At 72.4% G+C, this 12,740-nt stretch carries 13 protein-coding genes; 10 read left to right on the top strand and 3 right to left on the bottom strand.

Annotated features, from left to right (window positions below):
- Positions 1-11: 11 nt before the first annotated feature.
- Entirely contained in the window at positions 12-497 is a 486-nt protein-coding gene (locus tag LIV37_RS42065) for a MarR family winged helix-turn-helix transcriptional regulator (RefSeq protein ID WP_020873161.1), read from the bottom strand.
- Positions 498-606: 109 nt separating this feature from the next.
- Between LIV37_RS42065 and LIV37_RS42070 the strand changes: the two genes are divergently transcribed.
- From LIV37_RS42070 to LIV37_RS42105, 8 genes are all read left to right on the top strand, one after another.
- A complete protein-coding gene (locus tag LIV37_RS42070; protein ID WP_020873162.1) occupies positions 607-1,356 on the top strand; it encodes a dienelactone hydrolase family protein in 750 nt (249 codons plus the stop codon).
- Positions 1,357-1,448: 92 nt separating this feature from the next.
- Positions 1,449-2,153, top strand: a complete 705-nt coding sequence (locus LIV37_RS42075) for a GntR family transcriptional regulator (protein WP_020873163.1) — start codon at positions 1,449-1,451, stop codon at positions 2,151-2,153.
- On the top strand, positions 2,150-2,953 hold the full coding sequence (locus LIV37_RS42080; protein ID WP_020873164.1) for a LamB/YcsF family protein: 804 nt from the start codon (positions 2,150-2,152) through the stop codon (positions 2,951-2,953). The genes LIV37_RS42075 and LIV37_RS42080 overlap by 4 nt, the downstream gene beginning before the upstream one ends.
- A gap of 110 nt (positions 2,954-3,063) precedes the next feature.
- Positions 3,064-3,708 carry a 5-oxoprolinase subunit B family protein gene (locus tag LIV37_RS42085; protein WP_243146056.1) on the top strand — a complete coding sequence of 215 codons (645 nt, stop codon included), beginning with the start codon at positions 3,064-3,066 and terminating at the stop codon, positions 3,706-3,708.
- On the top strand, positions 3,705-4,643 hold the full coding sequence (locus LIV37_RS42090; RefSeq protein WP_020873166.1) for a 5-oxoprolinase subunit C family protein: 939 nt from the start codon (positions 3,705-3,707) through the stop codon (positions 4,641-4,643). The genes LIV37_RS42085 and LIV37_RS42090 overlap by 4 nt, the downstream gene beginning before the upstream one ends.
- Before the next feature lie 69 nt (positions 4,644-4,712).
- Positions 4,713-5,165, top strand: a complete 453-nt coding sequence (locus tag LIV37_RS42095) for a VOC family protein (protein WP_020873167.1) — start codon at positions 4,713-4,715, stop codon at positions 5,163-5,165.
- 207 nt (positions 5,166-5,372) lie between these two features.
- A complete protein-coding gene (locus LIV37_RS42100) occupies positions 5,373-6,707 on the top strand; it encodes an MFS transporter (RefSeq protein ID WP_121823858.1) in 1,335 nt (444 codons plus the stop codon).
- On the top strand, positions 6,704-7,543 hold the full coding sequence (locus tag LIV37_RS42105) for a putative hydro-lyase (RefSeq protein WP_254807150.1): 840 nt from the start codon (positions 6,704-6,706) through the stop codon (positions 7,541-7,543). The genes LIV37_RS42100 and LIV37_RS42105 overlap by 4 nt, the downstream gene beginning before the upstream one ends.
- A 30-nt stretch (positions 7,544-7,573) precedes the next feature.
- Here the strand turns inward: LIV37_RS42105 and LIV37_RS42110 are convergent, their stop codons facing one another.
- Positions 7,574-8,986, bottom strand: coding sequence for a hypothetical protein (locus tag LIV37_RS42110; RefSeq protein ID WP_020873170.1), 1,413 nt, complete (start codon positions 8,984-8,986; stop codon positions 7,574-7,576).
- A gap of 195 nt (positions 8,987-9,181) precedes the next feature.
- Here LIV37_RS42110 and LIV37_RS42115 point away from each other — a divergent pair, with 195 nt between their 5' ends.
- On the top strand, positions 9,182-10,087 hold the full coding sequence (locus LIV37_RS42115) for an AraC family transcriptional regulator (RefSeq protein WP_020873171.1): 906 nt from the start codon (positions 9,182-9,184) through the stop codon (positions 10,085-10,087).
- 155 nt (positions 10,088-10,242) lie between these two features.
- The gene (locus LIV37_RS42120; protein WP_020873172.1) at positions 10,243-10,992 is read left to right on the top strand and encodes an SDR family oxidoreductase; all 750 of its coding nucleotides are present in this window, start codon (positions 10,243-10,245) and stop codon (positions 10,990-10,992) included.
- 106 nt (positions 10,993-11,098) lie between these two features.
- Here LIV37_RS42120 and LIV37_RS42125 read toward each other — a convergent pair whose 3' ends face one another.
- Positions 11,099-12,733, bottom strand: a complete 1,635-nt coding sequence (locus LIV37_RS42125) for an alpha/beta hydrolase (RefSeq protein WP_121823857.1) — start codon at positions 12,731-12,733, stop codon at positions 11,099-11,101.
- Positions 12,734-12,740: the final 7 nt, after the last annotated feature.

Consider the following 12,740-nt stretch of genomic DNA (forward strand, 5'->3'; position numbering starts at 1 on the left):
GCCCACCGGGGTCAGGGGGTCCGCCGGGTGTGGTGGTCGAGCAAGCGGGTGAGCAACCGCGCGAACTGGTCGCGTTCGGCCGGGCTCAGCGGCGCGAGCAGTTCGTCGTGGAGTTCGGCCAGGACCTTGTCGAGGCGGCGTAGCCGGCGGCGGCCCCGGGGGGAGATCGTGATGGTGTTACGGCGCCGGTCGTCGGGGTCCGGCGCCCGCTCGACGAGGCCACGCTCGGCCAGTTCGTTGAGCACACCGACCATGTCGCTGCGGTAGATGCCGGTGCGCCTGCTCAGCGTGGCCTGGCTGCCCGGGCCGTATTCCTCCAGCGAGGCGAGCGCGGCGTAGTGCCACTTGCGGGCGTCGGCCCGGGCCAGGCCCTCGTTGATCAGCCGGTCCGACCGCGTGGTCAGCTGCGACAGCAGTCGGCTCGCCAGTCGACGCAGCCGTTCGGGCGTCTGGGGCGCGCCGTCGTCGGGGACGTCCGCGGCTTCGGCTCTGGTCATGGCGCTCATCTTACCGATTGCGTTAGTCCGACTAACGATGTACGTTCGCTCGCGCCGACAACGTTAGTGCGACAAACGTTTGTTGAGCGAACTCCAAGGAAGGAAGACCTTGCCCATCACGACACTGCGGATCCCCACCCCGGACGGTCAGGCCGACGCCATCGCCGCCTTCCCCGACGGGGGCGGGCGGCACCCGGGGGTGCTGCTGTACCCGGACGCCTTCGGCATCCGGCCCGAGCTGGAGGAGCGGGCCCGTGAACTGGCCGGGCACGGGTACTACGTGCTCGTCCCCAACTTCCTCTACCGGCACGGCCCGGCACCGGTGATCGAACTTCCCGGGCACATCGGGGAGGAGATCCGGCCCGCGATCATCGGACAGCTGATGCCCCTGATCGTGGAGCACACCACCGAACGGATCCTGCGCGACGCCGATGCCTACCTCGGGTTCCTCACCGCCCGGCCCGAGGTCGGGCCCGGACCGGTCGGCGTGATCGGCTACTGCATAGGCGCCGCCCTGGCGATGCGCACCGCGACGGCCCACCCCGGCCAGGTGGCCGCCGTCGCCGGATTCCACCCCGGCTTCCTGGTGACCGACGCGCCCGACAGCCCGCACCGCCGCGTCCCCGACCTCACCGCCGACGTCCACATCGGCCTCGCCGAAGGCGACATGTCGCCCGAGGCCATCGGCGAACTCAACCGGGCACTGGACGCCGCGGGTGTCGGCCACACCACCGAGATCTACCCCGACACCGTCCACGGCTTCACCATGTCCGACACCGACGCCTTCAGCCCCTCGGCGCTGCGACGCCACTGGGACCGACTGCTCCCGCTCCTGGACCGCGCCCTGGCGGGCGGCTGAGGCGGCTCCGGCCCGGAGCGCGAACCTGACGGACGGATTTCCCGCGGTCCGACCCCTTCCCGCATTCGGTGCATGCACTGTATACACAGTATATGAGCCGAGAAGACAGAGGCCGCCGCGGTGATGCCCAAGGCGCCGACGCCCTCACCGACGAGCTGCGCCGGCTGATCGTCGAGGGCGTCTACCCGCCGGGCCACCGACTGGTCCAGGACGAACTCGCCGACCGTTTCGGGGTGAGCCGCATCCCGCTCCGGGAGGCCATGCGCACCCTCGCGAGCGAGGGCCTGCTGCGCTCGACGCCGGGCCGCGGCACGTTCGTCACGGTGCTGGACCTCGAGGAGATCGACGAGATCTACAACCTGCGGCGGCTCATCGAGCCGAGTTTCGCCGAGCATGTCACCGAGCGGGTGTCCCGGCGCGACATCAGCAGGTTCGAGGAGATGGCGACCGCGATGGAGCGGGCCGCGGGGTCCGGCGCCGATATCTGGTCGCGGACGAACCTCGCCTTCCACCTGGACATGTACCGGCTGTCCCGGCTGCCCATGCGCTACGAGATCATCTCGCAGATGTACCACCGGCTGGAGCCGTACTCCCGGTTCTACGTCCATGGCACCTCCGCGTACGGCCGCGTCCACCACGAGCACGCCGCGATGGTCCAGGCGCTGGCCGACGGGGACGCGGAGGAGCTGGCCCGGCAGATCACCGCGCATATCGACGGCGGCCAGGAAGGGCTGCACACGGCCTGGGAGAACAGCAGCGGCGCCCTCCAGGCGTACTGGGCGGAGTCGGCCCGGTGACCGCGCTCGCGCTCAACACCGATGTGGGCGAGGGGTTCGGGGTCTGGGGGCCGGCCGACGAGGGCGAGCTGCTCGACCAGGTCACCGCGGCCAACGTGGCCTGCGGTTTCCACGCCGGGGACCCCGACATCCTGCGCCGCACCTGCGAGGCGAGCACCGCCCGGGGCGTGGCGATCGGGGCCCAGGTCTCCTACCGCGACCTGGCCGGTTTCGGCCGCCGCTTCATTGACGTACCGCCGGCCACGCTGGTCAACGAACTCCTTTACCAGATGGGTGCGTTGGAGGTCTTCGCCCGGCTCGCGGGCGGTCGCGTCGGCTATGTGAAGGCCCATGGCGCGCTCTACAACGCGGCGGCCCGGCACACCGGGCACGCGGCCGCGATCGTCGAGGCCGTGGCCCTGTACGACCGCGCGCTGCCGCTGCTGTGCCAGCCGCGCACCGCGGTCTGGGAACGGGCGGTGGCGGCCGGGGTCCGCCCGCTGGCCGAGGGGTTCATCGACCGTGGCTACACCGACGAGGGGCTGCTGGTGCCGCGCTCCGCGCCCGGCGCCCTGATCACCGACCCGGCCGAGGCGGCCGAACGCGCCCTGCGGATGGCGGAGTCGGGGACGGTGGTCTCGGTGAGCGGCGGCGTCGTACGGATCGCCCCGGACGGCGGGGAGCTGGCCGCGCTGTGCGTGCACAGCGACACCCCGGGCGCGGCCGGGCTGGCCGCCGCCGTACGGGAGGCGCTGGCGTCGGGGGGTGTCGCGGTGGGCCCGCCCGGTGCCGCCGCGGACCGGGTCGGGGTGCGGCCGTGACCCCGGCGGAGGTGCCGCCCGCGGACGTGAGCCCGGCGGACGTGTCTCCGGCGGAGGTGCCGCCTCCGGGTGTGCCGACCGCGGACATGACGCCTGCGGACGTGACGTCTGTGACGGCAACGTCAGGCAAAACGATTCTGCGGAGGGCCGGCGACCGTGGCTGGCTGATCGAGTGCGCGGACCGGCACCCCGCCGAGGTCGCCACCTCGATCCGCGCCCAGCTCTGGGCGTCGGGGCTGCGGGAGGTCGTGCCCGCCGCCACGACCGTGCTGGTGGTGGCGGAGAACGCCGCCGGGATGGGCAAGCTCGCCGCCGGGCTGCGCACCGTGCTCGACGGGTCCGGCGCGCACCGCACCGGACCGCCGCCCGGCAGGCGGATCGTGATCCCGGTCCGCTACGACGGCCCGGACCTGCCCGAGGTCGCCGAACGCCTCGGCCTGGCCCCGGAGGAGGTCGCGCGGCGGCACGGCGCGGGGGAGTACCGGGTCGGCTTCTTCGGCTTCGCGCCCGGCTTCGCGTATCTGGACGGCGTACCGGAGAGCCTGCGGCTGCCCCGGCTGTCCAGCCCGCGGCCGAGAGTGGCCGCCGGGGTGGTGGCCATCGCCGGGAACCAGACGGTGGTCTACCCCGGCGGAACTCCCGGCGGCTGGCACCAGATCGGCGTCACCACCACCCGGCTGTGGGACGTGACGGCCGAACCGCCGAACCGGCTCGCGGTCGGCGACCGGATCGTCTTCGAGGCGGTGACGCCATGACGGTCACCTCCGCCGCCCCGGGCCGCCGGACCCGCCCCCGGCACCGGCCACCGGGCCCCGGCACCGGCCCGCGGCCCGCCGTACTGACGGTCGTCCAGGCGGGCCCGGCGGCCAGCGTGCAGGACCTGGGCCGTCCGGGGATGGCCCATCTGGGCGTGCCCGCCTCCGGTCCGGCCGACCGGCGCAGCTTCCGGCTCGCCAACAGGCTGGCCGGGAACCCGGAGGACACCCCGGCCCTGGAGGCCACCCTCGGCGGCCTCGCGATCACCCTCTCCACCAGCCGCCATGTGGCGGTCACCGGGGCCCCGGCGCCGCTGACGGTCGACGGGGTGCCGGTCGACGGCGCGCCGCGGCTCTGGCTCCGTGCCGGATCGGTGCTCGCCATCGGCCGCCCCTGGGCGGGCTGCCGCGCCTACCTCGCCGTCTCCGGCGGGATCGAGGCGGAGCGGGTGCTGGGGTCGGCCTCGCGCGACTCCCTCACCGGGCTCGGCCCCGACCAGGTGCGCGCCGGGGCGGAGTACGGACTGGGGCCGGTGCGCCCGGTCCCGGCGATCCCGCTGGAGCTGGCGTTCAGCGTCGTCCCGCACGGCGGCCCGGCCACCGTCCGGTTCCGCTGGGGCCCGCGGCACGAGCTGTTCGGCGCCGCGGACCGGCACCGGCTCACCACCACGCCCTGGCGGGTCTCCGCCCAGTGCGACCGGGTGGGCGCGCGGCTGACCGGACCGCCGCTGGCCATCGGCTCGGTCGACCTGCCCAGCGAGGGGACGGTACGCGGCGCCATCCAGGTGCCGCCGTCGGGCGAGCCCATCGTCTTCCTCGCCGACCACCCGGTCACCGGCGGCTACCCCGTCATCGGGGTGGTCACCGACGCCGACATCGATCTCGTCGGCCAGACCCTCCCCGGGGACGAGCTCCGGCTCGCCCCCGTCCACTGAACCCGCCCTGTGAACCCCTGAAACACCCTGCGAACGAAACACCCTGCGAAACTTCAAGGAGACACGCATATGACCGCTCAGCCCGACTCCCTCGTCCCCTTCCACCTGGCCATCCCGGTGGACGACATCGACGCCGCCCGGGAGTTCTACGGCAAGGTGCTCGGCTTCGCCGAGGGCCGCTCGGACACCAAGTGGATCGACTGGAACTTCGGTGGCCACCAGGTCGTCACCCACCAGGTCGGCGACGGCCCGTCCGGGACGCCGCGCGACGGCGTCGCCGGGACCAACCCGGTCGACGGCCACCAGGTGCCGGTGCCGCACTTCGGCCTGGTGCTGCCGGTGCCGGAGTTCCAGCAGCTGGCCGAGCGGCTCACCGCGGCGGGCACGGAGTTCGTGATCGAGCCGTACGTCCGCTTCCAGGGCGAGCCCGGTGAGCAGTGGACGATGTTCTTCCTCGACCCGGCGGGCAACGCGCTGGAGTTCAAGGCGTTCGCCGACCTCGGGCAGCTCTTCGCCGTCTGATCCGCCACCCGCCAGGCGGTCCTCATCCGCCCGGCGGTCTTCACCGACCCACTGACCCACCGGCGCAGCGGCGCCCGGCCCGGCAGGACGACGGTCATCAGCAGGAGGACTGGTCCCGCGGATGACCGTCGTACGGGCCCCCGGCGCCGTACCGGCGGCACTGACAGCACATCCCGGCCAAAGGACATGTCAGACCCGGAGGAACCCATGACGAGCGTATCAACGGCCTCAACGGCACCCGGAGACACCGGGGACGCGGCCGCCGTGGCCACCGCGGCGCGCGGCGGCCCGCGCCGGGCGGCGCTGGCGGCGGCCGCCGGCACCGCCATCGAGTACTACGAGTTCGGCGTCTACAGCTATCTGGCCGTGGTCATCGGCCCGCACTTCTTTCCCGGGGACGACCCCACCGCCGCGCTGCTGGCCACGCTCGCGGTGTTCGGCAGCGCGTTCCTGATGCGGCCGCTGGGCGGCATCGTGCTCGGGCGGCTCGGGGACCGCGTGGGGCGCAAGCCCGTACTGATCCTCACCGTGACCGGGATGGGCGGCGCCACCGCGGCCGTCGGGCTGCTGCCCACGGCCGAGGCCGTCGGCGTGGCCGCGCCCGTCGCCCTGCTGGTGGTGCGGCTCGCGCAGGGGTTCTTCGCGGGCGGTGAGGTGACCGGTTCGGCCACGTATCTCGCCGAGTCGGCCCCGGCCGGGCGGCGTGGCTTCTTCGGGGCCTTCACCCCGGTCGGGGTGGCCCTCGGCGGCGGGGCCGCGGCCCTGGTCGCGGGCGTCACCACGACCGCGCTGAGCGAGCGCCAGCTCGACGCCTGGGGATGGCGCATACCGTTCCTGCTCTCGCTGCCCCTGGTCGTCGTCGCCCTGATCGCCCGCAACCGGCTCGCGGACTCCGAGGGCTTCCTCGCGGCGAAGTCGGAGCGGGCCACCGCCAAGGCGCCGCTGACCGAGGTGTTCACCCGCCACCGCGGGCCGGTGCTGAAGGTGACCCTGCTGGCCATCGGCTCCAACTGCGGCTACTGGGTCGGCCTGATCTTCATGAACATCTACCTGACCACCGACCTCGGCTACCCCAAGGGCTCCACCTTCTGGATCATGGGCGGGATCAGCCTGTTCGTGGCCGTCCTGATGCCGGTGTGCGGGGCGCTGTCGGACCGGTGGGGACGCAAGCGGCTCATCACCATCGGCTTCGCCGGGTACGCGGTCCTGGTCGTCCCCGCGATGCTGGTCATGGGGTTGGGCAGCTTCCCGCTCGCCGTCGCGGCCATGGTGGTGCTGGCCCTGCCCATGCCGGTCGTCCAGTCCGTCACGTACCCGACGTACGCCGAGCTGTTCCCGACCCGGGTGCGGTACACCGGGCTCTCGTTCAGCTTCAACATCGGCACCATCGTCGGCGGCGGGCTCAGCCCCTATCTGTCCACCTGGCTGATCTCGGCCACCGGCAGTCTGCTCGCCCCGGGCTTCCTGCTGATGGCGACCGTGGTGGTCGCCCTGCTGACGCTGCGCACCGTCTCCGAGTCCAGCCACCGGGAACTGGCGTGACGGCCGCCGTGCGGCCCGGCCCCGGCGCCTCCCGAGATGGCCTTCCCGAGGACGTCCCCGCCACCCCGGCGGCGCTGCGGCGCCGGGGGGCGGACGGCCGGTGGACCGGGCCCACGGCCGGTCTGCTGGACGGGTACCAGCAGGCCAACCTCGTGATCGTGCCGCGCGACCTGGCCTTCGACTTCCTGCTGTACTGCACCCGCAACCCCGCGCCCTGCCCCGTCCTCGCCGTCACCGAGCCCGGCGATCCGGTGGTGCGGCTCGGCACGACCGTCGCCGACCTGCGGACGGACCTGCCGCGCTACCGGATCTGGCACGACGGCGAACTCGCCGCCGAACCACACGACATCACCGCCCACTGGCGCCCGGACGCGGTCGGCTTCCTCCTCGGTTGCAGCCACACCTTCGAGGGCCCGCTGCGCGCCGCGGGCGTCCCGGTCCGGTACGCCCCGGAGTCCGCGGCGCCGCCCGTCTACGTCACCGACGTGGCCACCCGCCCCGCCGGGCGGCTGTCCGGACCGCTGGTGGTCAGCATGCGCGCGATACCGGCCCGCCTGGTGGCGCGCGCCGTCGAGATCACCGCCCGCTATCCGGCCGGGCACGGGGCCCCGGTGCACATCGGCGACCCCGCCGCGCTCGGCATCGCCGACCTGACCCGGCCGGACTTCGGACCATCCCCGGTCGTCGAGGACGGCGACGTCCCGGTGTTCTGGGCCTGCGGGGTGACACCCCAACTGGCGCTCCCCGCCACCCGCGCCCCGTACACCATCACCCACTACCCGGGCCATATGTTCGTCTTCGACCACACCGTCGACGCGGGCCCGGCACCGGGGTGAACGGCCCGCCGCGGTCCGGCGGCGGGTGTTTCAGGGAGCGATGCCCACGCCGTCGATCCGGCTCCAGGCCCGCTCCTGGGCGGACGTCATGGCCGGCCAGGTCAGTCCGCCCGGCCGGGGCCGGACATGAGAGGCGTAGGGCTTGGGGCGGAAGCCGGAGTCGTAGAAGCACCCGGTGCCGTAGACGCGGTCGAACGTGGCGCAGGAGGACGCGATGGACCGCGGTGTGGGCTTGCTGCCCGTGCGCACCCAGGAGTCCAGGGCGGCGATGGAGTTGGCGTACTCCGCGTCGCTCAGCTCGCTGTGTTCGCTCTCCTCGGTGAAGGTCTGCACGAGGTGCTTCCCGCGGTGCGCGCCATCGACCGTCGCCCGGTACGCCGACTCGTGCTCGACGAATGCCGTGGGGTCGTCGATGGCGTGCATCGTCAGCACCGGGATGGACACGCGCCCGGTGAGGTCGCTGTCGTAGGAGAGGTCACGCCGGGCGTCGGGGGCGGCGGAGAAGCGCTCGACGCCCGCGTTCAGCGCCGTGTCGTCGTGTGAACCGGAGTACCACACGCCCCGGTTGCTGAACGGATTGCGGTCGCCGAGCCGGCTGTGCACGATGTCGCGGAAGGTGAACACCGAGAACCGCAGATGGGACTCCAGGGCCCGCTCCGGAAGGCGTGTCACGGCGAGGATGTCGTCGAGGTTGCGCTGCTGCGCCGCGGTGCGCTCCGCGGGGGCGGAGGCGTAGCCGGTGCACTCCTGAAGGCGGGCGCGCAGCCCGGCCGTCGTCAGGGTCGACCCGGGGCGCAGCCCCTGCCACAGCGGGTACTGGGGCTCGCTGGGGCGGGGCAGGTTGCGGCAGTAGTACTGGTAGACCACGCGCAGGTCGACGCGATAGTCGTAGCCCCGGGAGCCGCCGCCCAGGACACCGCTGGTGAGGAGGGCGCCGTCGTAGGGGCCGTTCTTCCCGACGTACGTCTCCACGACCTTGGCGGCGACGTTTCCGCCCCAGGACTGGCCGTGTACGTACGTCCGCTCGGGCTTGCCGAAGTCCGCCACGAACAGGCGGCGCAGATTCTCGGTGTCGGCGGCCGCCATGCGCGTTCCGTAGCCACCTCGCCGGTAGGAGGAGCCCGCCCAGGCATAGCCCTCGGACACCATCACCGACCAGCGGTCCAGGTCGCCGACGCTCCGCTCGGGATCGGACCCCTCGCCGAGGTCGGGACCGCCGTGGGAGTGGACGATCAGCGACCCGTTCCACTTCTTCGGAATGGCGATCGCGTAGTACGCCCCGTTGCTGTCCTTGCCGGTGTAACACGTGGCCTTGTCGCCCACGCTCGCCGGGCACGCGACCGGTGCGGGGCGCGGCTGGGCCGCCTGGACCGGACCGGCACCGCCCAGCGTCCCCGCCACGACGCCCGCGATGCCGACGGTCGACGCCACGGCACGCCGCATACGCGCCAGGCCTCGCGGAAGGGAGGAAGGTACGTTCCGACTCGAGCTGTGCACAGCAACGCTCCTGACCTCAGTGGCGCTCCCTCGCGCCAGGCGTTGTGATGTTAAGGACACCTGTTCTGCCGACACCATCGAGCAGGGAGTTCTGTTCTTAACGTGCACGGCCGGAGGAGGCCGTGGTGCTGCAATGGACCCATGTCCCTCGACGAGCTCCGCACCCTGCTGGCCCGGCATGCCCGGCCCGACTGGACCACCGCCATCGACGGCGTCCTCGTCTCGAAGGTCGACCGGCCGGATCCGCCGGCGCCCGCCATGTCCGGCATGGTGCTCGCGGTCATCGCCCAGGGCAGCAAACGCCTCGCGCTGGGCGACCGGGTGTACGCGTACGGACCCGGGCAGTATCTGGTGGCATCCGTCGACCTGCCCGTCACCGGGCAGTTCACCCAGGCCGACCCCGAGCAGCCGGCGCTCGGCTTCGGTCTCACGCTGGAGCCGTCCGCCGTCGCCGAACTGCTGTTGCGAGCCGGTCCCGGAGACACACCCCCCGTGGGCGGAGGCGTTCCGTCGGGGATCGCGGTCAGCGAGGCTTCGGCCGCGCTGCTCGACGCGGTGATCCGGCTGCTGCGCCTGCTCGACGAACCCCGCGACCGGGCCGTACTGGCGCCGCTGGTCAAGCGCGAGATCCTGTGGCGCGTGATCACCGGAGAGCAGGGGGCGACGGTTCGGCAGCTCGGCCTGGCCGACAGCGGGCTCAGCCATGTCTCCCGGGCCGTGCGCTGGATCCGGGAGCACTACGCGGAGCCGTTCCGGGTCGAGGACGTGGCGCGCAGGTCCGGCATGAGTGTCTCCGCCTTCTACCGCAACTTCCAGGCGGTGACCGCTATGAGCCCCATCCAGTTCCAGAAGCAGATCCGGCTCCAGGAGGCCCGGCTGCTGCTCGCCACCCATCCGAACGACGTCACCGGGGTCGGCCAGCGGGTCGGCTACGACAACCCGTCGCAGTTCAGCCGGGAGTACCGCCGCCAGTTCGGCGCGCCCCCGAGCCGGGACGCGGCACGTCTGCGGGACACCGTACGCACCCCCGCGGGCGTCCTGCCCTGAGCGGGGCTGGGCCACCGGGAGGATCGTGCATGGGGGAGCGAGGATAGTTCTATCGTTTCCGCAGGTCGGAGCGGTGCAATGGGAGTGCAAGTTCTCCCGCGGAGCAGGAAACGCCTGTTCCTCCGCGGATCCCACCACATCGCAGGGGTCACACCATGAACACCGTTCTGATCACTGGTACGTCGTCCGGGTACGGACGGGAGACCGCCCTCCACTTCCATGAGCGGGGGTGGCACGTCATCGCCACCATGCGGACGCCACGGCCGGGCGTCTTCCCCGAGTCGGACCGGTTCCGCGTCGTCGAACTCGACGTGACCAGGCCGGAAAGCATCGCCGCGGCACTCGAGGCGGCGGGGCCCATCGACGCCCTGGTCAACAACGCGGGCATCCCGTCGATGGGCGTGTTCGAGGGCGTCTCCATGGCCCACGTACGGGAGGTTTTCGAGACCAACACCTTCGGGGTGATGGCGACGACCCAGGCGGTGCTGGCGCAGTTCCGCGAGCGCGGTTCCGGCGTGGTGGTCAATGTGACCTCCAGCGTGGTGCTGGGGCACATGCCGCTCACGGCCGTGTACAAGGCGAGCAAGCTGGCCGTCGAGGGGTTCACCTCATCCCTCGCGCTCGAACTCGCGCCCTTCGGTGTCCGGGCGAAGACGGTCGAGCCGGGCGCCTGTCTGACGACGAACTTCGGAGCCAGGTTGCCGAATGACGTTCCGCTGGAGGAGCAGGTCCCGGCGCCTTACGCGGCGTTCGCGAAGAAGTCCATGGCCGACTTCGCGGGCCAGGACGTGTTCACCAAGGAGAGCGACGTCGCCGAGACGGTGTGGCAAGCCGTGCACGACACCACCGGCCGGCTGCGCTTCCCGGCCGGTCCCGACGCGGTCCGGCTCGACCAGGCGAAGTGACACCCACCGGCGGGCGAGGTGTTCACACTGGCGGACGGGGCGGAACCTGCCGGAGGTTCCGCCCCGTCCCCTGTGCGCCCGTCCCCTGTGCGTCAGGCTTCGGCCGTCAGAAGCGGTCCGGGGAGCGCTGCGGAAGCGGGGCCCCGGGACGGGCGTCCCGCTTCCGGTCCTCCTGGGCGCCGCCGTTCGAGTCGCCCGTCGCCTCGCAGGTCACGTCCTTCGCCGGCAGCTTGCCGGTGGTCAGGTAGTCCGCCACCGTGCCGTCCGTGCACGCGTTGCCGCTCGGGTAGACGCCGTGGCCCTCGCCGCCGAGGACGGTCAGCATCCTCGAACCCTTCAGATCGGCGTGCAGGGCCTGACCGCTCGGCAGCGGGGTCTGGGAGTCCCACTCGTTCTGCACGACCAGCGAGCCGACCTTGTTGTTCACGACGGTGGCCCGCTCGACCGACCTGTCCCAGAACGCGCAGGGCTTGATGCTGGACGCGAAGTCGCCGTAGAGCGGGTAGCGGCCCTTGTCCTCGATGGCGTCCCGCCGATAGCTCTCGGGGTCGCGGGACCAGGCGGCCGAGTTGTCGTTGCACACCACGGCCCAGAAGCTCGCGGTCATGTTGTCGCTCGGTACACCGGCGGAGCCGGCGGCCAGGCGTGGCGTTCCGGCCGGATCCGGGAGCTTCTTCGCGGAGGCCGGCTTGCCGGCCGCGGCCTTCTTCAGCTCCACGACCAGGTCGGTGCCCTCCCGCACGCTGAAGACCGCGCCGCGCATCATGCTCCGGACGTCATCGCCGGTGTACTTCTCCCCGTCCATCTCGATGGGCTTGTCGTTCGCCCGCTGGACCAGGTCCCAGAACGTCCGGTCGACCTTCTTCGGGGTGTCGCCGAGGCCGTACTTCCCGGAACGCGCGGCGGCCCACTCGGTCCACCGGTCGAACGCGGGCTCGGCACCCTCCGCCCACCACTGGATCATCTTCCGCCAGGCCCGCGCCGGATCGACCGCGCTGTCCACCACGACCCGGTCGGCCCGGCTCGGGAACAGCTGGGTGTAGACCGCGCCGAGGTACGTGCCGTACGAGTAGCCGAAGTACGAGAGCTTCTTCTCGCCGAGGATCGCCCGGAGCAGATCCATGTCGCGCGCCGTGTTGCGCGTGGTGATGTGCTTCAGCGTGGCGCCGGACTTCTCACGGCACTTGCGCGCGACATCCCGCGCCCAGGCGACGTCCTTGTCGAACGTCGCCTCCTTGTACGGCCGCAGCCAGTTCTCCTCCTCCGGCTCCAGACCGCAGGTGACGGGCGTGGACCGGCCCACCCCGCGCGGGTCGAAGCCGATGAGGTCGTACTTCTGCCGCGCGGACTCGGGCAGCATGTCCTTCATCTGCAGCGGCATGTCGAGCCCCGGTCCGCCGGGGCCGCCGGGGTTGGCGAGCAGGACGCCGTGCCGCTTGTCCGGTGTGGTGGCCTTGATCCGGGATATGGCCATGTCGATCCGCTTGCCGCCGGGAGCCCGGTAGTCCAGCGGCACCTTGATCGTCGCGCACTGGTACTCCGCCGGTTTGTCGGCCTCGCACCGCTGCCACTTCGGCTTCTGCTTGACGTACGGGTCCAGGGCGCTCGCGGTGGCGGACACCGGGGCGGCGGCCTGGGCGGTGCCGGTCTGGGCGGCGCCGGCCGTGGAGGTGGCGAGCGCGGGAGCCAGCGTCGCGGTGACACCGACGGCCAACAGCGGCGCGAGACCTCGTCTACGCACGAAATCG

The organism is Streptomyces rapamycinicus NRRL 5491, assembly GCF_024298965.1.
In the GTDB taxonomy this organism is placed as follows: Bacteria; Actinomycetota; Actinomycetes; order Streptomycetales; family Streptomycetaceae; genus Streptomyces; species Streptomyces rapamycinicus.